The sequence below is a fragment of the Brevibacillus sp. AF8 genome, from assembly GCF_021270385.1.
In the GTDB taxonomy this organism is placed as follows: Bacteria; Bacillota; Bacilli; order Brevibacillales; family Brevibacillaceae; genus Brevibacillus.
The window spans coordinates 14,128-33,093 of record NZ_JAGQDN010000005.1 but is presented as its reverse complement, the minus strand read 5'-3'; the positions used below and the strand labels follow the sequence as shown (position 1 = coordinate 33,093).

At 46.8% G+C, this 18,966-nt stretch carries 21 protein-coding genes and 1 pseudogene; 8 read left to right on the top strand and 14 right to left on the bottom strand.

Annotation, left to right across the window (positions count from 1 at the left end; translation table 11 throughout):
- Positions 1-14: 14 nt before the first annotated feature.
- From sufC to KB186_RS09415, 6 genes are all read right to left on the bottom strand, one after another.
- The gene (sufC, locus tag KB186_RS09440; protein ID WP_047073088.1) at positions 15-803 is read right to left on the bottom strand and encodes a Fe-S cluster assembly ATPase SufC; all 789 of its coding nucleotides are present in this window, start codon (positions 801-803) and stop codon (positions 15-17) included.
- 531 nt (positions 804-1,334) lie between these two features.
- A complete protein-coding gene (gene pckA / locus KB186_RS09435; RefSeq protein ID WP_173610002.1) occupies positions 1,335-2,918 on the bottom strand; it encodes a phosphoenolpyruvate carboxykinase (ATP) in 1,584 nt (527 codons plus the stop codon).
- Positions 2,919-3,210: 292 nt separating this feature from the next.
- Positions 3,211-4,353 carry a M20 peptidase aminoacylase family protein gene (locus KB186_RS09430; protein WP_173610001.1) on the bottom strand — a complete coding sequence of 381 codons (1,143 nt, stop codon included), beginning with the start codon at positions 4,351-4,353 and terminating at the stop codon, positions 3,211-3,213.
- Between the two features lie 59 nt (positions 4,354-4,412).
- A complete protein-coding gene (locus KB186_RS09425) occupies positions 4,413-4,754 on the bottom strand; it encodes an SCP-2 sterol transfer family protein (RefSeq protein WP_173610245.1) in 342 nt (113 codons plus the stop codon).
- 448 nt (positions 4,755-5,202) lie between these two features.
- The gene (locus KB186_RS09420) at positions 5,203-5,595 is read right to left on the bottom strand and encodes a VOC family protein (RefSeq protein ID WP_007726371.1); all 393 of its coding nucleotides are present in this window, start codon (positions 5,593-5,595) and stop codon (positions 5,203-5,205) included.
- A 22-nt stretch (positions 5,596-5,617) separates the two neighbouring features.
- Positions 5,618-6,058, bottom strand: coding sequence for a hypothetical protein (locus KB186_RS09415; protein WP_007726368.1), 441 nt, complete (start codon positions 6,056-6,058; stop codon positions 5,618-5,620).
- A 306-nt stretch (positions 6,059-6,364) separates the two neighbouring features.
- On the opposite strand from KB186_RS09415, the gene KB186_RS09410 reads away from it, so the two are divergent.
- Positions 6,365-8,419 carry a methyl-accepting chemotaxis protein gene (locus tag KB186_RS09410; protein WP_221867864.1) on the top strand — a complete coding sequence of 685 codons (2,055 nt, stop codon included), beginning with the start codon at positions 6,365-6,367 and terminating at the stop codon, positions 8,417-8,419.
- 55 nt (positions 8,420-8,474) lie between these two features.
- Here KB186_RS09410 and gcvH read toward each other — a convergent pair whose 3' ends face one another.
- The 7 genes from gcvH to KB186_RS09375 all read right to left on the bottom strand — a co-directional run bounded on the left by gcvH (position 8,475) and on the right by KB186_RS09375 (position 12,990).
- Complete coding sequence (gene gcvH, locus KB186_RS09405) at positions 8,475-8,855, bottom strand: glycine cleavage system protein GcvH (protein ID WP_047073101.1); 381 nt, start codon at positions 8,853-8,855, stop codon at positions 8,475-8,477.
- Positions 8,856-8,914: 59 nt separating this feature from the next.
- A complete protein-coding gene (locus tag KB186_RS09400) occupies positions 8,915-9,367 on the bottom strand; it encodes a redoxin domain-containing protein (RefSeq protein ID WP_173609999.1) in 453 nt (150 codons plus the stop codon).
- Positions 9,368-9,401: 34 nt separating this feature from the next.
- Positions 9,402-10,592 (bottom strand): aminotransferase class I/II-fold pyridoxal phosphate-dependent enzyme, encoded by a 1,191-nt coding sequence (locus tag KB186_RS09395; protein WP_221867862.1) that lies wholly within the window; start codon positions 10,590-10,592, stop codon positions 9,402-9,404.
- Entirely contained in the window at positions 10,589-10,954 is a 366-nt protein-coding gene (locus KB186_RS09390; protein WP_041749627.1) for an arsenate reductase family protein, read from the bottom strand. The genes KB186_RS09395 and KB186_RS09390 overlap by 4 nt, the downstream gene beginning before the upstream one ends.
- A 58-nt stretch (positions 10,955-11,012) precedes the next feature.
- The gene (locus KB186_RS09385; protein WP_232773470.1) at positions 11,013-11,858 is read right to left on the bottom strand and encodes a hypothetical protein; all 846 of its coding nucleotides are present in this window, start codon (positions 11,856-11,858) and stop codon (positions 11,013-11,015) included.
- Between the two features lie 81 nt (positions 11,859-11,939).
- Positions 11,940-12,131, bottom strand: coding sequence for a hypothetical protein (locus KB186_RS09380; RefSeq protein WP_173609996.1), 192 nt, complete (start codon positions 12,129-12,131; stop codon positions 11,940-11,942).
- A gap of 46 nt (positions 12,132-12,177) precedes the next feature.
- The gene (locus tag KB186_RS09375) at positions 12,178-12,990 is read right to left on the bottom strand and encodes a DUF2797 domain-containing protein (RefSeq protein WP_232773469.1); all 813 of its coding nucleotides are present in this window, start codon (positions 12,988-12,990) and stop codon (positions 12,178-12,180) included.
- Positions 12,991-13,131: 141 nt separating this feature from the next.
- Between KB186_RS09375 and KB186_RS09370 the strand changes: the two genes are divergently transcribed.
- Positions 13,132-13,833: a polysaccharide deacetylase family protein gene (locus tag KB186_RS09370; RefSeq protein WP_106785280.1), complete on the top strand. Its 702-nt coding sequence runs from the start codon at positions 13,132-13,134 to the stop codon at positions 13,831-13,833.
- A 59-nt stretch (positions 13,834-13,892) separates the two neighbouring features.
- Here the strand turns inward: KB186_RS09370 and KB186_RS09365 are convergent, their stop codons facing one another.
- On the bottom strand, positions 13,893-14,621 hold the full coding sequence (locus tag KB186_RS09365; RefSeq protein ID WP_217367100.1) for an amino acid ABC transporter ATP-binding protein: 729 nt from the start codon (positions 14,619-14,621) through the stop codon (positions 13,893-13,895).
- A gap of 206 nt (positions 14,622-14,827) precedes the next feature.
- On the opposite strand from KB186_RS09365, the gene sppA reads away from it, so the two are divergent.
- The 6 genes and pseudogenes from sppA (at position 14,828) to KB186_RS09335 (ending at position 18,795) form a co-directional block, all read left to right on the top strand.
- The gene (sppA, locus tag KB186_RS09360) at positions 14,828-15,793 is read left to right on the top strand and encodes a signal peptide peptidase SppA (RefSeq protein ID WP_173609994.1); all 966 of its coding nucleotides are present in this window, start codon (positions 14,828-14,830) and stop codon (positions 15,791-15,793) included.
- A gap of 28 nt (positions 15,794-15,821) precedes the next feature.
- Complete coding sequence (locus KB186_RS09355) at positions 15,822-16,313, top strand: RDD family protein (RefSeq protein ID WP_173609993.1); 492 nt, start codon at positions 15,822-15,824, stop codon at positions 16,311-16,313.
- Positions 16,314-16,431: 118 nt separating this feature from the next.
- A complete protein-coding gene (locus KB186_RS09350) occupies positions 16,432-17,442 on the top strand; it encodes a CAP domain-containing protein (protein WP_229088161.1) in 1,011 nt (336 codons plus the stop codon).
- Between the two features lie 272 nt (positions 17,443-17,714).
- A pseudogene (locus KB186_RS09345) lies at positions 17,715-17,948 on the top strand (DUF4280 domain-containing protein); the annotation flags it as partial.
- A gap of 121 nt (positions 17,949-18,069) precedes the next feature.
- Entirely contained in the window at positions 18,070-18,270 is a 201-nt protein-coding gene (locus KB186_RS09340) for a hypothetical protein (protein ID WP_232773468.1), read from the top strand.
- Between the two features lie 15 nt (positions 18,271-18,285).
- Positions 18,286-18,795 (top strand): DNA polymerase III, encoded by a 510-nt coding sequence (locus tag KB186_RS09335; RefSeq protein WP_221867856.1) that lies wholly within the window; start codon positions 18,286-18,288, stop codon positions 18,793-18,795.
- The last annotated feature ends 171 nt before the right edge of the window (positions 18,796-18,966 follow it).

The following is an 18,966-nucleotide window of genomic DNA, read 5'->3' as shown; positions in this document are numbered from 1 at the left end:
CTGCCTCCTTCATCCTACACGTTGGCGTTTACGGTTTCGTCCTCGATGCCGAGCTCTTCCTTGATCCAGTCGTAGCCTTCTGCCTCCAGGCGTTCAGCCAGCTCAGGACCACCGGACTTCACGATACGACCTTGCATCATGACGTGTACGAAGTCAGGCTTTACATAGTTCAGCAAACGCTGGTAGTGCGTAATAATCAAGAATCCGCGGTCTGCGGAGCGCATTTCGTTTACACCAGCTGCAACGATTTTCAATGCGTCGATGTCCAAACCGGAGTCGATTTCATCCAAAATACAGATGCTTGGCTCCAAGAGCATCATTTGCAGAATCTCGTTACGCTTTTTCTCACCGCCAGAGAAGCCTTCGTTCAGGTAACGGTGGGAGAAAGATTCATCCATTTCCAGGGTGTTCATCTTTTTGTCCATCTCACGGATGAATTTCATCAGGGAGATTTCGTTTCCTTCGCCACGGCGCGCGTTGATTGCGGAACGCAGGAAGTCAGAGTTGGTTACACCGCTGATTTCGGACGGGTATTGCATCGCCAGGAACAGACCTGCACGTGCGCGCTCGTCTACTGCCATTTCCAACAAGTCTTCGTCATTGATCAGCACTTCGCCATCGGTTACCTCATATTTTGGGTGACCCATCAGCGTGGATGCCAATGTCGATTTACCGGTACCATTTGGTCCCATGATCGCGTGCACTTCGCCGCCCTTGATCTCCAAATTCAGGCCTTTGAGGATCTCTTTGTCCTCGATCTTGGCGCGAAGGTTTTTTATTTGCAAATGCGGTACTGCTGTCATCTGAATTCCCTCCATACACGTCAAAAGTGAGTTGGTAAATTCTCAATCCATTCTCAATAACTATCTTATAATAAGAATAATTATAAATCAAGGAATGAAACATATCTGTATTTTTTATATCATTATATTTAGAAAGTCCGATTTTGCGCATGAATCCCTTCCTAAATATTCTTGCCTCCGCAGCATTTTTCCCTTTGTAACTTTTGGACATACATTTCCGTCCAAATTGCAGGTGCTTTTTGTAAAAAACACCAATGGATAACTCGAAATGGAAGGATCATTTTGAAAAAGAGTAACAAGAAACTTATGTATCGCTATCACTCTATTTTTGAAGGGTTCCCTTCGGAAGCTTACCTGACTCTATTCCGTCAGTCAAATGGAAAAGTTGTACCAATCCATACTTCGAAAGTATTCGATGGCAACAAGTAACGGATAAGCTCAAAACCGTCGGTCATACGTTGACGGTTTTTTCTGTTTTCACGAAGAAAAAACGGATAGACCTTATCGTCTACCCGTTTCTTTCCTGTTCGATTACTTTACTTTTGGACCCGCATTCGCGATATCTGTTGCATTCGGGAATTTCTTCTCGAAATTCTCAATGAAGCGTGCAGCCAGATCAGCCGCTTGCTTGTCGTATTCTTCCTTGTTTGCCCATGTATTGCGTGGTTGCAGAACTTCAGCAGGAACGTTCGGGCAAGCAGTCGGCACTTGTACCCCGAAAATCTCATCAGCTACATAGTCTACTTTTTCCAGCTCACCGTTCAATGCTGCTGTTACCATCGCACGTGTGTAGGACAGCTTCATACGTTGCCCAACACCTACCGGGCCACCAGTCCAACCAGTGTTCACCAGGTATACTTGAACCTTGCGCTCGTCAATCTTCTTACCGAGCATTTCTGCATATACTACTGGATGCAGTGGCAAGAATGGAGAACCGAAGCAAGTAGAAAACTCTGTTTGCGGAGCAGTTACGCCACGCTCTGTACCTGCCATTTTGCTGGTGTAGCCAGACAGGAAGTGGTACATCGCTTGCTCTTTATTCAGCTTGGAGATTGGCGGCAATACACCGAACGAATCGGCTGTCAAAAAGACGATGACATTTGGTTGCCCGCCCACGCCTGGAATCACAGCACCCGGAATTGCTTCTACTGGGTACGCAGCGCGTGTATTCTCTGTATATTTGGTGCTGTCGTAGTCTGCTACACGAGTCGCTTCATTTACGTCTACATTTTCAAGTACGGTACCGAACTGGATTGCTTTCCAGATTTGCGGTTCGCCTTCTTCAGACAGCTTGACGCATTTTGCATAGCATCCGCCTTCGATATTGAAAACGCCATTGTCAGACCAGCCGTGCTCATCGTCACCGATCAAGAAACGGTCCGGGTCAGCTGACAGCGTTGTTTTTCCTGTACCGGACAATCCGAAGAACAGGGCAACGTCTCCTTCTTTGCCTACGTTCGCAGAGCAGTGCATGGAGAGTACGTTGCGCTCTGGAAGCAGCATGTTCATTACGCTGAAGATCGACTTTTTCATTTCGCCAGCATACTCGGTGCCACCGATCAACACTGTCTTTTGCTCAAAGCTCAATACGATGAAGGTCTCGGAGTTCGTTCCGTGCACCGCAGGATTGGCCTTGAAATTAGGCGCATAGATCACCGTAAATTCTGATTCGTGCGCAGCCAGTTCTTCTTCAGACGGACGGATGAACAACTGACGTGCAAACAGGTTATGCCAAGCGAATTCGTTCACTACGCGGATTGGCAGGCGATAGGTTGTATCTGCACCCGCAAAGCCATCGAAGACAAACAGTTCATCTTTTGATTGTAAGTATTGGAGCACGTCTTGTTGAAGTGCTTGGAATTTTTCAGTACTGATTGGTTGGTTAACCGGACCCCAGTTGATTTTATCGTGTACGGAAGCTTCGTCCACCACAAATTTGTCCTTTGGCGAACGGCCGGTAAACTTCCCTGTTAGCGCATTGAGCGCCCCCTTGTCGGTCAAAATCCCTTCGCCACGCTTCACTGCCATCTCAACAAGATTAGCTACAGGCAAGTTATGATACACTTTCGTAGCTCCAAGAATGTCAGTAAGCTTTTGAACCGTATTGGTTTCCATGTGTGAACGATCTCCTTCCCAAAATGTGTATCATTTATTGTGACTTTCTAATTGTCGCTCGATTTGTAATTAGTATATCACATTTAGCTAAATAAGCTACATAATTTTATAATCTCTTATGGAGAATGTGTGAATAACCCTCCTCATGCGTATTATTCCCCAACAGCAGTATTTTGTCCACAAACCAATCAGTCTATCGACTATTCGTGGAGTACGCAGAGACATTTTCCCCACAAAAAGAGCAACACCAAGAGTTTACTCCCTTAGTGTTGCTCTCACAAGGCATAAAGATTTACGTATTTTCAAACGTTTTTACGACTGTCTGACACAAAATCGCCACACCTTTTTCCAATGCAGAGCGGTCAAAATGCATCTGCGGATGATGCAGCCCCGGTACCAAATCGCATCCAAGAGCCAGCATCGTCGCCTTGATATGAGGGCGCTCCACCGTATAGTAGTGGAAATCTTCCGCTCCCGGACTGACAGGCGCCGCTCGCAAATTCTCTTGACCGAGCACATCTACGATCGCCTGCTCCATAAATGCCTTCGCTTTCTCATCGACCTCTGCCGCTACCATGCGAGAACCGGACTCTACCTCTATGCGTGCCTGGAAAGACTCCGCGACTCCGTTAATCATTTGACGAACGCGATTCTCGAGGGTCTCCATCGCCTCATTCGTCTGCGCTCGTAGATCAAGAGCAAAACGCGCCTTGTCCGGAATAATGTTGTAGCTCTCTCCCCCGGCCTGCAGCATAGTCATTTTGACAGTGGCTGGCACCATCGGGTTGATATGTACTTGCCCGAGACCCGAAATAATCGCTCCCGCTACTTCAATCGCATTGATCCCGAGATGTGGTCTCGCACCGTGCGCCGCTACTCCTGTTATTTCTCCATAAAGGAACATAGCTGCTCCGTTGTAGATGGCGGGTCCTGCCGTGCCATTTGCCATCTCCTGAATCGGTCTTAAATGAACACCGTACAAATAATCGATGTCATCGACGACACCCTTCTCCACTAGCTTCAATGCTCCCGTTCCTTTTTCTTCTGCTGGTTGGAACAAAATTTTTAACGTTCCCGGCGGTTGATATCCAGCGGCAACCAATGCTTCTACCGTTTCCACGATCAATGTCATGTGGGCGTCATGACCACAGGAATGATTCGCGCGCCACTCACCGTTCACTTCTTGCCAGAGAGCATCGATATCTGTGCGCAAGCCGACAACTGGCTTTCCTTCGCCCCATTCAGCCACTAATCCTGTACAATCGTCAAAAGTCGTAACACGCAGTCCCAAGGCACGCATGCGCTCCGCCAAATAACGAGTCGTTTCTACTTCCTTCCAGCTTATCTCCGGATTCTCATGCAGATGACGGAATGTTTCGGCAATAGCATCTTTACGTGCAGCAACCGTCTGTTGCAACGACATAACAGTAGACATCAAAGCGCCTCCTCCAAAACCGTTTCTTCCTATTATATCACACCGCCCCATTGGACAGTTCACCGACAGGTTAGTCGCAAAATGGCATCGAGCTTCAATTGATCGCGCAATGTCCCTGCTATTTGCACCTTTTCTTTGGCTAAAACATAGACGAGCTCATCGCCACCAAAGAGCATGTGCATTTGTTTCTCCCCTCCTCTGATGATCAGATCGGCAGGCTGCTCTTCTGTCCATACATCCCAGGATGCAACGCCTTTTGCTATCGTCAATTGCCACTGTGACGGTGAATCATCCACTACAATTCCGATCCTGCGCTCCCATCCTGCCGTTATGAATCGCAAGTGTGCTTTTCCTTGCAGTCGCTCGCCCAGTTCAAAAAGCAGTCTGCCCATTCCGATCATCTGCACGCCACCCCTCTCTTCCCAATTGGGTTCGTGGCCTGTGAAGTCGAATCCTTTGGCGAGGAATGAGAGTCACTGTCGGCTGTTGTCAGGGGGAGCATCTTTTTCTCGACATCGTTAGAAAGGCCGTTTGAGCCAACATAGTGGAGGAGAAGAAAAAGCACAGTTCTCTTCGACTCTGACACGCCCGCAAGGAGGATTGACTGCTCGTCTCCACATAAAAAAGGGAACCGTCGAGCCAAAGCCACCCTACGGGCGGACGTTTCTCAGGGAAGAAGTGTTCGACAACCGGGTTCCCTTTTTTAAGTTCCGACTGGGTAGGCGTTGTCAAGGTCTACGAGCCCTGTGCTTTTTCTTCTCATCAGGTTTTGTGTGTTCGTCCCGCACCACAGCAGTAAGATGGCAAAAACAAAAAGCATCCGCTTTACGCAGATGCTTTTCGGAAACACTACTCATCGAACTCGTCTTTATCGAGTCGCACCTCAAGGTGGTGACCATCAGGTGTCTCAAAATACAAATTATAGCTGGTAGGCTGTGTAATTGGGCCACGATAGCAAATATTCTCTGCCTCCAGCTTATCAACCAGATAGTCCAGCTCAGCACGGCTCTGCACAGAGAAGGCGAGATGATCGACTTGCCCTACGCCGCCTTTCCCAGCTTCCCCGCCATGAGGATGAAGACCGATCCGTGTGTATGTGCCAATTTGAAAGTAGACAGGTGCTCCTTCCGTCATATTCTCTTCCGGGATAGGGACTTCCAAAATGTCCTTAAAAAAACGAGCTACCTTCACAACATCACTACAATTCAATGCGATGTGGTGAACGGCTTTCAAATGAAACATTCACACTGCCTCCCACGTCAACTCAGGTCATGCGCTCTTGTGCGACATTAGCTTTTCTTTTATTGTACTGCTTCAATCGCTCGCTTAACCGTCTTAAACGAATCATCAATGCTTCCCGCCAATCGTCATCCTGTAACTCCTTGGCGATCCCGAGCAGATCAAGTGATATATCAATCTGCTGCTTTAACACTTCGGCGAAGCTGGCTGCTTCATCCGTCATGGTACAATTCTCAAACAACTCGGATGTATTGTCAACACTCACAAAGTCAGCAAAATCCACTTCTGGAGCCTGATCTCCCTGAGCATATTCTACTAAAATTTCGTATTCTCCCTCAATACCAGGATGAACCTCAATTCTGTCACATACAGGACAAAACATGATCGGGACATTGTGTACAAGCGTTTTATAATGACGGACTGAGCCTACGGAACCTACCATTCCAGCACCACAACAAAAACTCATATAGTCTCCCTCCCTATTCGCCAAATGAAACGTCCATGTCCGTTTTTTGGTCGAAACTTTGTCTGTATCCGCATTGTAGCGTATATGCCCACTAACTCTCCACCCGCAAATGCTACCAATAAAGGAATCGAAGTAAGATTTGGTTTATCCATTTTACTCGATTTGTTTAGATTCCTGCAACATTTTCTGACTAGTATGAATACTTTACCTCATTTGCCTAAATCCATCATAAAAGGTAGTCTGAATCTATCCGATAATAAGGAATAATAATCATTTTAGCAAAAATTCAAAAAGGAGAGCGGTTTCATGCTTCGTTTCAAAAGTCTTCGTGCTCGAACACTAACCATTACTCTGCCTGTCATTATCTTGACTCTTTTGCTCGTCGTGGGCATCGGTTTCTGGTTCTCTGTCGACCAACTGAATCGGGAAATTGAAGACAAAATGAACTATCAACTAGATATGGTCGCCAGTAATGTGGAAAAGCAACTGGAAGCCCATAGCAAGGTAACGTTGAGTATGGCTCGCTTTATTGAAATGGGTCCTATTACAAATTCGCTGGAGCAATTAAATTCCCTGCTGTCCAAAACCGTTCTCATTAATGATACGACGGTTGGAATGGGAATTTTCATGGAACCTTACGCTTTTGACCCAAACAAGAAACTCGTTGCTACCTACGGGGCTAAGAACGACGGCAAGGTTAACATTACAGGTGAATACAGCAGCGATTCTTACAACTATCCCAATCAAGACTGGTACAAGGTCGGTAATTCAACCAAGAAGGAAACCGATTATTCCGAGCCGTACTTTGACGAGGTTTCCAAGGTCTCCATGGTGACGGTAGTCGCCCCTTTTTACACTCCGGATAAAAAGCTTCTGGGTGTGGCCACAGACGATATTACACTCACTGACGTGGAAAAGCTCGTCTCCAGTACAAAAGTAGGCGAAACAGGCTGGGCCTTTTTGGTGGATCAAAAAGGGAGATACCTCGCTCATCCTCAAGCGGACAAACTGATGAATCATTCCGTTCAATCTGACGAGAATGCTTCCTTGGCAGCAATCGGTCCTTCTCTTCTGGAAGAGAAATCAGGGATGAAGACGTTTACCGATGAAAATGGCGCCAATCGTGTTTATTTTCAAGAGCTCGGAGATACAAACTGGACAATCGCTCTCGTGATGCCAGAAAAAGAAATTGCTGATCCACTCTATGACTTGTTCTTTGAGCTTTGTACGGTGAGTCTGATCGGTCTGTTGATCATGATTGCTGTCATTTATTACTTCAGCAAATACTTGACCAAACAAATCGATCGCGCGAACCAGCTGGCGCATGCCCTCTCCAGTGGCGATTTTACCGCTTCCATGGATATTCAGACAGCAGATGAGATGGGGGTTATGGCAAATCGCTTCAACTCCATGACGGCAACCTTGCGCGAAACGCTTGGGCAAGTCAGCTTCAACGCTCAACAGGTTGCTGCTACGTCAGAGCAATTGATGGCCAGTGCGGAACAGACGAGCAAAGCAACAGAGCAGATCGCTCAATCCGTTCAAGAAATTGCCTACGGTACGGAGCAGCAAGTGGATGCAACTGTTCAAGGCTATGAGGTCATCAACGAGATTGCCGTACACATCGAAGCAATGGAAAAAGGCATTGAGGATGTCAATCACTCTACACAAGAAGCGAACCGCCAAGCCACAGATGGCAATCAGATGGCAGCCAAAACGGTCGAGCACATGGATGTGATCCATAGCCAAATGGCCAAGACCTCTACCATTGTCAATACGCTAGGCCAACGCTCTCAAGAAATTGGAGAAATGATCTCACTCATCACGACGATCGCCAATCAAACCAACCTGCTCGCTCTGAACGCCGCTATCGAAGCAGCTCGCGCCGGAGAACAAGGACGAGGCTTTGCCGTTGTAGCTGACGAGGTGCGCAAGCTCGCTGAACAGTCCAGCTCCGCCGCCGAGCAGGTCAGTCACATCGTCACAGTGATTCAGCAGGACACAGGCTCAGCAATTGCGGCAATGAATCATGGCGCTTCGATTTTGGGAGAAGGCATGACTCTCGTTCGCTCAACAGGCAATGCGTTTGAACAAATTACCGACTCCACGTCCGGGTTGCTCGTTCGCATGAATGAAGTGACAGCGGAAATGAGCAAGATCAGTCAGCAAATGCAAACGATTGTATCCGCCATTACACATATTACACAAATCGCAGAGCAATCAGCTGGCAACTCTCAAACGGTTGCAGCAGCAGCGGAAGAACAAACCGCTTCCATGGAGGAAATCTCTTCAGCTGCAACGATGCTGGCGAAAATGGCAGAAGAGCTTAATGATGCAGTACGAACATTCAAGTTGGAGTAGCCCGCCCATAAAAATAAGAAAAGCCGGAGCACAAAAGCCCCGGCTTTTTTGTTTCCTATTCTTTTACCATCGCTTCGTATTTGTCTGCATCCATCAGCTTGTCCAGCTCAGCTGTATCAGACAATTCGACGACGATCATCCATGCTTGCTCGTATGGCGAAGAGTTAACCAGTTCAGGTGCATCTTCCAGTTCGCCATTTACTTCTACTACTTTACCAGTTACAGGAGCGTACAGTTCAGAAACGGTTTTTACCGATTCCACGCTGCCAAACGGCTCATCCTGTTGGATTGTCGCGCCTACTTCAGGCAATTCGACAAACACGATGTCACCCAGCTCTGATTGAGCAAAAGAAGTGATTCCGATGTACGCCTTGTTTCCTTCTACTCGCACCCACTCATGCTCTTCACTGTAACGTAGATTTTTCGGGAATTCCATCGTTTACATATCCTCCTATCGGGTACAATCCATTACACATACATAATTAGACGAACATTCTAGGATTCCTCTTCGATCCCCAAAATTCTGAACAAGCGTTTTTTTACCAGTTGGAGACCCTTCTCTCCTGCCTGAAAATGACGTAACTGAAGAGCCTCGTCAAACAAATAAAAAGCGGGGACGTATTCATTCTGGAATGCATCGACTGTCTTTCTATCATTATCGATTGCAATAGGGTGTGTCAAATGTTGTTCTGCAATCGCTTTTTTGATCAGCTCGATATCAGTATCTTTTTCCGAATGAGGCGTATGAATTCCAATGACCTTCAAACCGTTAGCAGCGTATTGGTCTCGCCATTCATTTATGCTTGGCATCGATTCCTTGCACATGTAACAACTGACGGACCAGATATGCACCAAAACAGGACTTCCAGCCAAATCAGCTTTGGTTGTTTGCCCGTTGATCCACTCCGTAATCCCGGAAAAGTCAGGCATTTCTTCGCGCAAACGCATGAAAGCTCATCCCCTCTTTATTTGACTTCAACTGTTACACACTTGTTTTCATGCGGAGAATCCCGGATTGATCTATGGCAGCCACCGCCTCTAACAGAATATCAGGAGGTTGGACGAGAGCAATTCGTACATACCCTTCTCCTTCTTCGCCGAAGGCACTTCCCGGAACGACCACGACACCGGCTTTCTCCAGTAATGCGAAAGCAAACTCTCGTGACGTCCAGCCGTCCGGTACAGCTGCCCAGACGAACATAGTCGCCTTTGGAGATGGAATGCTCCATCCCGCCTTTGCCAATGCCCCCAGCAGCACATCACGTCGTTCCTGGTAAACGGAGGCGACTGTATTTGTCCTACCTGATTCCCGATCGTTTCGCAAAGCCTCAATGGCCATTTGCTGCACAGGCAAAAAGACGCCGTAATCGATATTCGATTTTACAATCGCAAGCGGCTTAATGATGTCTGCGTTCCCTACAACGTAAGCGATCCGGCAGCCTGCCATGTTGAAGCTCTTGGAGAACGAATTAAATTCAATTCCCACTTCCTTCGCCCCTGGCACTTGCAAAAAGCTCGGCGCTTGATAGCCGTCAAACACCATTTCCGAATAGGCCAAATCATGAACCACGATAATGTCAAAACGCTTGGCAAAAGCCACAACCTCTTCAAAAAAGGCAAGGGTAGCGACCGCGGAAACCGGATTATTCGGATAGTTCAGAATCATAAACGTTGCACGAGACGCAATCTCCTCTGGAATGTCTGTCAGCTTTGGCAAAAATTCATTTTCTGCCCGCAGAGGCATCCGGTAAGGTACCGCTCCCGCCAAATAAACACTGCCTTCGTAGATCGGATACCCAGGATCGGGTACAAGGACGATATCTCCAGGATCGGTCCATGCCAAAGCAAAGTGAGCCAAACCATCCTGTGACCCCATCAAGGAATGAACCTCCCCATCTGGCGCCAGCTCCACCCCAAAACGATATTGATACCAGCGGGCGACCTCTTCTCGGAAGGCCGCCGTTCCATCGCTCAATGGGTAGCGAAAAGCGCTTGGTTGCTGGATGGCATGGATTAACGTTTGCAGAAGCTTCTCGTCAGGCTGCTGATCAGGACTGCCGATGCTCAAGTCGTATACTGTTTTTGTTTTGGCAACTTCCCTTTTGCGAGCCTCCATCTCTGAAAAAATATCGGCGGAAAGATGGTTCAGTCTCTTGGATGGTTGGCGCATCATGCCTTCCCTCCCCAAGCCTTCTCCAGTTCTTCTTCTTTAAAACCAAGAGTTACGGTACGATCACTTGCGATAAGAGGCCGTTTGATCAGCTTGCCATTGGAAGCCAACAACTCAAGCATTTCATCCTCGGACATCGTAGGCAGCTTGTCCTTCAAGCCCAGCTCGCGGTATTGGACACCACTCACATTGAAAAACTTGCGCAAATCGAGGCCGCTTGTCTGCCAAATTTGGCGCAGCTCTTCTTTGGACGGCGGTGCATCGACAATCGGAATTTCTTCGAAGCCAATATTTTGATCCGTGAGCCATTTTTTTGCTTTGCGGCATGTATCACACTTGTTGTATAGGTAAGCTTTCATCGTCATATGTATTTCCTCACTTTTGGTTTATGTCGTCGTTTCTTTCATTGTAAAAGAAGTAGACCTAGCGGACAACGGTTACCGTATTGTAAAACGTCACACCAGATTCTGCAGTTTCCGGCACTTCAATCAGCAAGTAGTTATTAAGTATGGAACGATCTGCCCCTTCTCCAAATTCATATGTTTGATAATAGACGAGCATTTCTTCCACCCAGATTCTAATTCTCTCAATCTCCACCGAATCTGTTTCACTCTGCGATGTTTTGATCAAGAGATAGGTTTTGCCGTTTAGAGCGGTGTTAAATGTATGACCCTGACTGTTTTGAATAAGCTGCTTTGCCCACGCTTGGATTTGCAAATCTGCTTCGGCTAGCTCCATCACACGATAGGTTGGATACATATCTTCCGGCAGGTCTTGCTCTTGCTCCACATCCGTTCTATATCCAGCCGTCATGTTGTACCCTTCTACCGTCCACATTTGCCGATGATTACTCCTTTTTTTCATCGTCACCTCGTACAGCATGCCGTCTGTCGTCGCTACAAGAAATCTTCTGGGATTTAATTGACTGCCTATCGTTTGAAAGCTCTCGATTTCCGTTTTCAACTCACTCTGCACAAAACGGCGGAGAATTTTTTTGTAGTTATGGTTGTCCGGATCTTTTTGCATTTGTAACAGCTCAGCTTCGTTATACTCGAGGCCTACACCCTTGTCGTCTGTCCAATCAAACGCTTCAACAACAGCGTCACGGTCCACCAACTTCTGACTCGCTTGTGTGGAAGTAACCGGCGTTTCAAGTGCTGCTTTTTTCGTATTCATATTACCAATCTGCTTTGCCCCGATTTCGTACATCCCCCACATGCAACCGATTAGCACCATCGCTACCCAAAAAGAATGCAACCAGACTTGCATACCTCTGCCTCCTCACGTATTCACCGTGCTAAACAAAAAAGACAGCCATGACTGTCTTCTGGCTGTCGTTCATACGTGCTGCTATTGCGGCAAGTTGCTTTCATTGTGCCTGCTTTTCACAGTCTCTTCTTCATTCGTCCGAGCATCCGGATTTACCTGCCACATTTGCGAAAGCGGCGAGAAGGGCACCCCTAGTTGCTTGGCATTCTGGTCTTCCACAGCCTCAGCCAGTGTCCCGGTTAAAGGCATGGTGTACTCAATGTTCTCATCCATCTGCCATCCTCCTTCACTTGTCCTAGTGTGAGGAGTTTGCAGGTCATTATGCAGACGTTTTAGCTTTAATCTCGACTTGGTATCCAGCGTGCTTTCTCACCTGAAATACTCCATTTTCAAAAATCAAATACTGTGCTTTCACACCGATCAATCGTCCGCCGAGCTGTTCTTCTTTATCGAGCGTTTTGGAATTAATTTTATCCAGTGATTCCAAGATCGGATAAGCAATGTCTACCCATTCGTCTTCGCGATATTGGAATGCTTTAAACTGTTCAGGAAAATGACCGTACACTTCGTCCCGCATGGCGAGCAAGTCGATTTCCTTCACATCTCCCTTGAGCATTTTGCGCCAGTTGGTCTTGTCCGGCAAAAACTGACTCAAGTGAAATTCAAGCTCCCCAGCCATTCGACGAGTCGGAACCTCCGCAATCGGAATCGCGCGAATTGCGCCTTGATCTACCCAGCGTCTCAATTCATTATGCTTGCGAGTCAATCCTACCTTTATATCACTCGACACTGCCAGATAGACAAAATGAGGAATCATGCAATATCTCTCGCCAAAGCTCTCGTCCCGGCAAGTCCCCAAGTCAAAATGACATTCATGCGGCTTGACGATGCACAGGTCATTTTCCGGCAGTTTGGTAAAACAGGGATAGCAATACCCGCTGTTAAACGTCTTGTTTGTTTTGCGGCCACAGGCAATGCAGTTTTTTTCGCCTAAAAACGAAATCGTCAATTCACTGCCCAGCCATTCGTTAAGCGGAAGTCGATCGTCACCGATATTCAAATAGTAGTCTACCGGCTTGTCCCTTCCATGGTACTCGTGTGTTAGTCCTTGCAAAATACCGCGGAGTTCCACCAAACTCTCTCCTCTCCTATGTACGGTTCTTCCATTTTAACATAATCGCCACCTACTCTGACCGCTGTTTTCTTTTGGTAGCATGTTTTCCCTGGCAGGAGGTGAACCTAATCACATCCCAGAAGAAGGAGGCGATTGTTCATGCGCAAATGCATACGGTACGCCTTGCTACTCGCCTGCCTTCTTGGCTACGGCACCCTACCTGCTTTTGCCCAGCAAACACTGCCTTCATATGAGCCGATCCACAGAATCGACACAGAGAAAAAGGTCGTCGCTCTCACTTTTGATGATGGGCCAGATGCTATCTATACGCCCAAAATTCTTGAGGTGCTGCATCAGTACAACGTTCGCGCTACGTTTTTTGTCCTTGGCTCCCAAGTGGACAAGCACCCAAAGGTCATGCAGTGGATTTACAAGGCTGGGCATGAAATCGGCAACCACGGCTACCACCATTTTGATCTGAACAAGCTGACCGAGCATGAAGTGTACGAAGAAATCAAGCATGCAGAACGCTCCATTTTGAAGACGACCGGCATTTTGGCGCAATACTACCGTCCTCCCTACGGCATCCTGACACATGACGTCATGAATGCGGTTCAATCCAGTGGCTACGACATTATTCACTGGTCGATTGATCCTCGTGATTGGTCTTTGGCACGCACGGCTAACGTCATTGCCAAAAGCGTCAAGAGTAATGTCTCCTCCGGTGATATCATCCTGTTCCATGATGGGGGCTTAAACCAACGGCAAACAGTCGCTGCACTCCGGGAGCTCATCACGGATTTGCGTTCGCAGGGCTATCGATTTGTCACGGTTAGTCAATTGTTGGATGCAGCAAAATAATACGGCACCAGTGCCTCGTTTTTCATGATACGAAACGAAGCAACTGGTGCCCTTCTTTTTTACGCCAATACCTTGCCCAAGAACGAACGCAAGCGATCGTTGACGTTATTGCCAAATACCTCACTGGGATGACCTTCTGCCATGATGATACCTTGATCCATAAAAATGATTCGGTCGCCCACTTCCTTGGCAAAATTCATTTCGTGCGTCACAATCACCATTGTCATGCCTTCTTTGGCTAAATTTTTGATGACGGCAAGCACCTCTCCCACCAGTTCTGGGTCCAGGGCGGATGTCGGCTCATCAAACAGCATCACCTTTGGATTCATGGCGAGCGCCCTTGCGATTGCCACTCGTTGCATCTGCCCCCCAGAAAGCCGCTCGGGATACACATCGGCCTTGTCCTGAAGCCCTACCTTCTGCAAAAGAGCCAAACCTTGCTTGCGGGCTTCTTCCTGAGACATCTTCTTTACTTTTACAGGGGCCAGCATGACGTTTTCCAGCACCGTTTTATGCGGAAAGAGATTAAAGCGCTGAAAAACCATCCCGACCTCTTCTCTCACTTTATTGATATCGGTTTTGGGGTCTGACAAATCATGGCCGTTGATGACAATCTTTCCGTTGCTCATGTCCTCCAACTGATTCAAGCAACGTAGAAACGTGCTTTTGCCCGAGCCTGACGGTCCAATGACACAGACTACTTCCTTTTCTGCTACCTGAGTCGTAATGCCCTTTAATACTTTCAGATCGCCGTAGTTCTTCGTCAAATTCGACACCTGTATAATCATTTGTCTGTCCCCCTATTGCGATAAAACAAGCTTGATTGTAATTCTTGCCCTCCATTTTACCGCAATAGTCTAAAAATTGCATGAATTTACTGTTCAGTTGTTGGAAGCCAGCCTTATGTACGATTAGCTCCATCCCATTTTTTCCAGTGCTTGTCGCATGCGTAACTATGCTCCCGGCGGCTCATTCTAAGTGTGAGGTGGTTTTCATGCATCGAAAAAAATGGATCGCTCTTGTAATTGTACTGGCCGTTTTTCTATTAGGGCTTTTGGTGGAAGGGATTTACGGGACTTATACAGATCTCGTCGACCATCCCGGGTTCGCTTGGGAAGAAAATGTGGTATCGGGCTATGGCAACAGCAAAATTGTGCAGCTGTTTGTGAACGGCGTTATTTCGGGGCAACAGAATAGTGCTGGGGTACCTTCGATGACAGAGCTATTAACTGAACAGCTGCGCCGAATTGAAGAGGATGATCTGGTGAAAGGCGTGGTCCTTCGCATTGATAGTCCAGGTGGAGAAGTCGTCGCTACCGATGAATTACACAGACGCTTGTTGCGGCTCAAGCAGGTCCGCAATCTTCCCATCGTCGTCAGCATGGGTTCCACGGCAGCCTCTGGCGGCTATTACTTGGCCACGACAGGCGATGCGATTTTTGCCAATCCCAACACACTGACCGGCAGTCTCGGCGTGATTTTCAATCTGTTTAACTATAGTGAAGCCGCGAACAAGCTTGGTGTGCATCAATACGCAATCAAAAGCGGACGCTTCAAAGACATCGGCAGTCCATCCCGGCCGCTGACGGACCCAGAACGGCAAATTTTCCAAACACTCGTCAACGAAAGCTACAACAATTTCGTCGACGTCATCGTCAAGGGCCGCAACCTCTCCCGTCAACGCGTACTGGAAATCGCTGACGGCCGCGTTTATTCCGGTGAGCAAGCAAAACGCCTGGGACTCATCGATGAATTCGGTGACTTGGAGGAAGCGACACGCTACGCGCTTTCTTTGTCTGGAGAAAAAGAAGCCATGGTCATCCGCTATGCAGACCAGCTCTCCATCAGCAAGCTGTTATTCAGTATGAAGCAGTACTGGTCGAATCCTGATCCGCTTGGTCTCAATCGAATATGGGACCGCCAAAGCTCCCCTCGCCTCCTGTATCAATTCATGCCTTAGCCTGTTATTACGGAAAGGAGTGGTTATCATGAACCAGCTTCCCGACGAAGAAAAAGCACGTGAGCCTGATTCCTTTGAGCCATATTCAGAAGCCCATCCACAACATTTGTATGCTGGCTTCTGGATTCGTGTGGTGGCCTCGCTCCTTGATTCGATGTTCTTGATTGGGGTTAGCTACCTCATTTTCAATCCGTTGCGTCGTGTTTTTGCGGTTCCTTACGCCTCTTTTCCGTTCATAGATTTGTTGGAGATTTTGTTTGATCTCCTCTATATGATCATGCTGACCTGGTGGACCGGACAAACCTTGGGAAAGCTGATCACAGGCATCCGTGTCATCAGTGCCAAGCAGACGCGAGGCAATCTGACAGGCGGACAAGTATTATTACGAGAAGTCATCGGCAAATTCCTCGCTTCGCTCGTATTCGGACTGGGCTATCTATGGGTTGCATGGCACCCACGTAAGCAAGGCTGGCATGATCTGATCGCCAAAACGTATGTCATCCGGGATCGTCGACCATAACCTCCGCTCCATTGCGGGGGTTTTTATTTTTGCTTCCTTGGTCCCTATTTTTGTAGAAGCTTCCTGCCGATACCATTACCAACAAGGCAGATTCTATCCCAACCGAGGAGGAAGATACATGCGTAAACACAAAGTAACCAGCATCCTCGCCATGAGCCTTTCGCTGGCTCTGCTCGGCCACGTTGCCCCTGTCCTTCCTGTTTCAGCTGCAACGGCTGCCCCTCAAGCAACAGCCGTTAAAACGAATAATGTCTATAACCTTCAACTAGGAATGAGCACAGCGCAGGTAGAACAAACATTAGGCAAGCCTGCTCGCATTGATCCTAGTCATACGGGTGTGGAATGGTGGATTTACAATCAGGATTTGAACAACTACATTCAAGTCGGCATGCAAAACGGCAAAGTCGTAACATTGTTTACCAATGGCGCCAAGCTGAATCTGAATGGTGTCACGATTGGATCTACTACTAAAGACCTACAAAATAGCTGGGGTGCACCGCAAGAAACGCTGACGATCATCCCGAGTCTGCGTATCCAAAAAAATACCCTTGCTCACCCGACCTATATCCAAAACAATCAGGCGATCACCTTCTCTATCGATCAGCTGGGTGGAAATAAGGTCGCAGGAGTGCGCATCTCTACTCCTGAGCATTTTGCCACCATTGCGATTGGCTTGATGTATCCCATTTCCTATACAAAGTTACCTGAACTGCCGAAACTGGCAGACGTACAAATAAAGCAAGCAGCGCTTGCATACGAGAAACAAAATTTGGACTTGCTCAACGTCGCAAGGCAACGTGCCAAGCTGTCGGTTGTCACTTGGGATGAACAAGTTGCAGCAGTGGCCAGAGCCCACAGCCAAGACATGGCCCAGCATAACTTTTTCAACCATACCTCCCCATCTACGGGTAGTCCGTTTGATCGTTTGAAGAAAGCTGGCATTCGTTACAGCTCAGCTGGTGAAAATATTGCCTACGGACAGCTAGACGGGGTCGAAGCCCACATAAGCTGGATGAACTCCGCAGGTCATCGTCAAAACTTGCTCTCTCCAAAATTCAAGCAGCTCGGTGTCGGTATCGTTATGAAAGACGGCCGCCCGTATTTCACACAAAATTTTGTTACTCGCTAAGTTTTGGGTAACTGATACAAAAGACGACCCTGTCCTCAAATTTTGGGGAATAGGGTCGTCTTTTCTCTGTTCCATCTAATATTTCTATCCAAGCACCTATAGATGTACGGTACATTCGAGACTTTCTATCTATTGTTTGTCACCACTACACATCCGATATCTCAATATATGGGCATTATTCCCTTTATTTATATAGATTGGATATCAGTCATCATCTTTCAACACAAGCATCTTCCATCTGTATAGGAATCTGCCTGAGAGGAGGAGACTGCATGCCCAATATTGAAGATGTCACCGTCCAGAAGTCGAATGCGGAACGAAAGAGTTACGTGGTTGTTGGTGCCATTCTATCATGTAGCAACGGCAGTAAGGTAAGTCGGTTAAAAATGCCATTCAGTCATGGTGTTTTTGTAAAAGGGAAACCCCAAATGAACATCATGGATTTTGTCCCCAATGTAAACATCATGCCTTTTGGTAAATGCAGTAGCTTGAAAAATCCCGTAGTCGCTTGGGAGCGATCCAAATAATTTTGTAAATGAGCATGCGAAAAAACATATGTACGATCCTAGTAAACCTTCATCCCAGTATGGTCAGGATGTTGATGTAAAAGAATTGAGAAGGGAAACCATGACCAATCCAGATAAAGCTTATACAAATTGGCCCAATCCTAATAATCCAAATCCAAATAAAATAACGAAATATTATAAGGAATTTGACGGGAATATAAGCACAACTGACACACCGACAGGAAGTCACAGGGTCTTCGAAAATTTAGATAATCCGAAAAACAGTTCCCACTTTCCGCATGTTCCTAGAAATAAAGAATAGAAAGCAGGTACACAAATGACTATGTTTCTATATCATGCAATATTGCCTGAAGATCATGATCATCATGTTTCAATCGAAGAAATTATGAGTCGAGGGATAAACTATTCAACAAAATCTAATAACTGGTATGGAAATGGTGGGGAGATTAAGTCACAGATAGCTGATAAGTTAAAACCTCTTAATGCACCTATCTGGGTGAACTTTCAGACAGCTATAGGAGTAAACTTAGAGCCTCACAAGCCGAAATCGTTTTACTTTCCTGTCTTTACTGAAAAAATTTTAGTTTTTGATGGGAATATTACAATGAATATATATGACCAATCTTTCTATGAAGATAATAAATTCACCTTTGAAGAGGCGTTGGATTTTGATACTGGTGAATCTCTTGAGCATTGGATCAATTTGTATTGGAATAGTATGATGACACTAGAAGAGTACTTGTTAAAAAAACCTTACCTAAAACCAGAAGTATTGGTTTTTGAGTCAATACCTAAAGAGATCATAGGTGTATGTGAAAATTCGTAAATATGTACATATGTCGATTTAACCTCTCAAAATTTCAGAAATACTTCCTTATTCTTCTCGCTTTGTCACCTGCATGCCCTTCAAATCTATAGGAGTCTTGGAAAAGATATCAAATAAGCACAATCGCATTTTTTCTAAAGGAAAAAAGGTACAGTCTCCTCATCTTTTGTG

Bases quoted from the DNA above. Each gene is read 5' to 3' on its own strand.
- KB186_RS09390 (WP_041749627.1), bottom strand. From the start codon at position 10,954: ATGACGATGAAAGCTTACCTATACAACAAGTGTGATACATGCCGCAAA.
- sppA (WP_173609994.1), top strand. From the start codon at position 14,828: ATGCATCGAAAAAAATGGATCGCTCTTGTAATTGTACTGGCCGTTTTT.
- KB186_RS09365 (WP_217367100.1), bottom strand. From the start codon at position 14,621: ATGATTATACAGGTGTCGAATTTGACGAAGAACTACGGCGATCTGAAA.
- KB186_RS09430 (WP_173610001.1), bottom strand. From the start codon at position 4,353: ATGTCTACTGTTATGTCGTTGCAACAGACGGTTGCTGCACGTAAAGAT.
- KB186_RS09425 (WP_173610245.1), bottom strand. From the start codon at position 4,754: ATGATCGGAATGGGCAGACTGCTTTTTGAACTGGGCGAGCGACTGCAA.
- KB186_RS09370 (WP_106785280.1), top strand. From the start codon at position 13,132: ATGCGCAAATGCATACGGTACGCCTTGCTACTCGCCTGCCTTCTTGGC.
- KB186_RS09350 (WP_229088161.1), top strand. From the start codon at position 16,432: ATGCGTAAACACAAAGTAACCAGCATCCTCGCCATGAGCCTTTCGCTG.
- KB186_RS09395 (WP_221867862.1), bottom strand. From the start codon at position 10,592: ATGATGCGCCAACCATCCAAGAGACTGAACCATCTTTCCGCCGATATT.
- sufC (WP_047073088.1), bottom strand. From the start codon at position 803: ATGACAGCAGTACCGCATTTGCAAATAAAAAACCTTCGCGCCAAGATC.
- KB186_RS09420 (WP_007726371.1), bottom strand. From the start codon at position 5,595: ATGTTTCATTTGAAAGCCGTTCACCACATCGCATTGAATTGTAGTGAT.
- KB186_RS09400 (WP_173609999.1), bottom strand. From the start codon at position 9,367: ATGCGTTTGCGCGAAGAAATGCCTGACTTTTCCGGGATTACGGAGTGG.
- KB186_RS09380 (WP_173609996.1), bottom strand. From the start codon at position 12,131: ATGGATGAGAACATTGAGTACACCATGCCTTTAACCGGGACACTGGCT.
- pckA (WP_173610002.1), bottom strand. From the start codon at position 2,918: ATGGAAACCAATACGGTTCAAAAGCTTACTGACATTCTTGGAGCTACG.
- KB186_RS09410 (WP_221867864.1), top strand. From the start codon at position 6,365: ATGCTTCGTTTCAAAAGTCTTCGTGCTCGAACACTAACCATTACTCTG.
- KB186_RS09355 (WP_173609993.1), top strand. From the start codon at position 15,822: ATGAACCAGCTTCCCGACGAAGAAAAAGCACGTGAGCCTGATTCCTTT.
- KB186_RS09415 (WP_007726368.1), bottom strand. From the start codon at position 6,058: ATGAGTTTTTGTTGTGGTGCTGGAATGGTAGGTTCCGTAGGCTCAGTC.
- KB186_RS09385 (WP_232773470.1), bottom strand. From the start codon at position 11,858: ATGCAAGTCTGGTTGCATTCTTTTTGGGTAGCGATGGTGCTAATCGGT.
- KB186_RS09340 (WP_232773468.1), top strand. From the start codon at position 18,070: ATGACCAATCCAGATAAAGCTTATACAAATTGGCCCAATCCTAATAAT.
- KB186_RS09335 (WP_221867856.1), top strand. From the start codon at position 18,286: ATGACTATGTTTCTATATCATGCAATATTGCCTGAAGATCATGATCAT.
- gcvH (WP_047073101.1), bottom strand. From the start codon at position 8,855: ATGGAATTCCCGAAAAATCTACGTTACAGTGAAGAGCATGAGTGGGTG.